The following is a 2,564-nucleotide window of genomic DNA, read 5'->3' on the forward strand; positions in this document are numbered from 1 at the left end:
AGCGACGTCGTCATCGCCGCCGCCCAATGGCTATCGGTCTGGGTCGTCCACTGAAGATGCTGACCTGCGAACAGCGCAGTGGACGCCGGACTCGCCCAATTGATACTGCTCGCACTCTCCAGATGCATCAAAGGCGACGCAAACTTCTCTACCGGCTGCGCGGCATCTAGGGCTCTATTACCACCAGCACCAGTACCACCAGCACTGCCACTAGCAGGCTTCAACGCCTCCTGCCCATTGACTGGCCCCGGATACTTCCCTGCTTGCTGTGGATCGATCGCCTTGATCAAGGCCGTCTGCGCCTGCATTGCCTCTTTGCTGATCAAAGCCTGCTGATGACTCGCCGCCTGTGACAAGGCATCGCTCAATGACGCCGCCCCCTTTAATTGCGCCACGCTCTCTGCGACATCCAACTGAGTCGACGTCACACTACTGCCATTCACTGAGCGCTGGGTCGTAGACAACAACAGCCCCTGCGCACCACGCACCACACCCCAAGCATCCGAACGCAATTCAAAGCCCTGACCCCGATAAGCGCCGCGTTGTGCAGAGGCCGGTGCCTGCGCAATCAGATAGCCCAGGTTTAACTGAGACGCCGCCGTACTCGTCGCCAGCCGCATGCGCAACTGCTGCACCGTATCATCCACCGCCCATTGGTTGTAACCATCGTACCCATCCCCACCCAGATTCTGGCTATGGAAACCCGACAACACCCCCGCATGATTCACCCCCGAATCCACCCCAGCCGCATACGGCGGTAGATCGGCGCCATTAAACAAAGACGCCACCACCACCGGTCTATCCATCTCGTTCTCAATAAAATCGACCAAGACCTCAGAACCGATGCGTGGCGTGAAATTGCTCCCCCAGTTAGGGCCAGACAACGCCTCTGCCACCCGCACCCAGGTACCCGAAGTCTCATTGCCGGGTGCATTACCGCTGTTATTACTGTTGTTAGCGGAACTAGCAGAGCCACTAGAAGAACTACCAGAAGAACTCGCCCCCGACTCTGTCAACCCACCCGCCACTGGCACGGCACCGCGCTGCCACGGGAATTGCACTTTAATCCGATGATCCCTGTCGGTCGTCAATGGTGTTGCGTCCAATCCCACCACCAAAGCCACCTGCGCCCCCAAGGCAACCGGCGCACGTCGCCATGCCGTGATCTCCGGCACAATCGGCACGACTTGGCGCACACAGGTAAATTGATTGCGATACGTCCCCCGTTCCAGCTCAGGCGATGACAACATCGTCGCCATCCCCGCGCCCAGATTATTGGTCGCCTGATGCCGTACCGATAACACGGTGAACGCATTGTCAGTACCATCGGCACCATAGTGATCATGCTGACTCAGCTGAAACACATAACCAGAGGCCAGGCAACGTACCGCACCGGCACCGCTAAACGTCTTATTACGTAATTCCAGCGCCTGCAATACCAGCTCACTGTGCTGCGTGGCCATGCCACTGTCGACATACCGCTGCTCTGCCGCGCCATCGTAAAGAGACAAGGACGGCAACATCCCATTGTCCAGACCCGAGGCCGACTCTGCGGCTGGCGCACTCACTTGACGTGCATCCCAGCTAGACAAACTCACCGCATTGGCTTGCACAGAACGGCGTGCAGAAAATTGATTGATGGCATCACTCGATTCAGACGCGCGTACCCCATGAAAACGGATAAGCTTACTCCCAGAACCCTCACCAACTAAGCCATCAGCGAAGTCAACTACCAAGTCAGGCGCTGTCGCTTGCGCATCGAAGATCACCAGCGTATGTTTGGCATGCGGCACATCGCCAGCAGAGTGAGCAGAATCAGCAGATTGGGAAGAGTGAGCAGAAGAGGATGACGATGACGCTGCACCGGAGCCGCTACCACTCTGATCATGGTCAAAGCGCCAGCTCAAGCCTTCAGACGCCAGTAAGCGGGTGAAGAAATCCAGATCACTCTCACGGTATTGGGTACAAACAGGGCGCGCAAGCAGGGGTTGCGTCACATCCCATCGGAAATGGGCTTGCGGATAATCAGCGAGTAAATCGGTGACGATCTGCTGGACATCTTTGTCCTGAAAAATAAACGAGTCACGACGTAAGCGTAAGAAGGACAAAAACGGTTCTAAGCGTAAGCGATAGCGGGTGGTACCACCATCCGCCCCCAGCCAATACGCCTGCGTACAGTAGCCATGCCAGGCTCGCCGTGAACCATCCGCTTGTAACAGACGCAAGGTGATTTCCTCGCCGATAAACTGTTTCAGATCGACCTCGGTAGAGACGCTGAAGGCATCGATATCAAATAAAAACAGCGCATTGACTGCCTCATAGCCGGTAAACGCTTCCACCACCAAGGTCTCTGGCAAGGCCGAGCCTTGTGCGGTGTCCATACTGATCAAGCGGGCGTGCTGACTGAGGAGTGGGCCGGTGAGCTGCTGGACCAGGTTGTCTAAACCAGACAGTGCATCAGAAACTGCACCAGACAGTGCGCCGGAGCGTGCGGTGGGGCTGGTGGTGAGGTAATCCATCAAATGTATTTCCGTGAACGTGGGCTTGTTGATGTTGATAAATTA

Annotated in this window: 1 protein-coding gene; it reads right to left on the minus strand. The window is 56.6% G+C overall.

What is annotated here, in order from left to right:
- On the minus strand, positions 1-2,519 hold a 2,519-nt coding region (locus AAKU64_RS22295; RefSeq protein ID WP_354363074.1), incomplete at its 3' end, for a type VI secretion system Vgr family protein.
- Positions 2,520-2,564: the final 45 nt, after the last annotated feature.

It is taken from the genome of Undibacterium sp. GrIS 1.8, assembly GCF_040544445.1.
Lineage (GTDB): Bacteria > Pseudomonadota > Gammaproteobacteria > Burkholderiales > Burkholderiaceae_D > Undibacterium.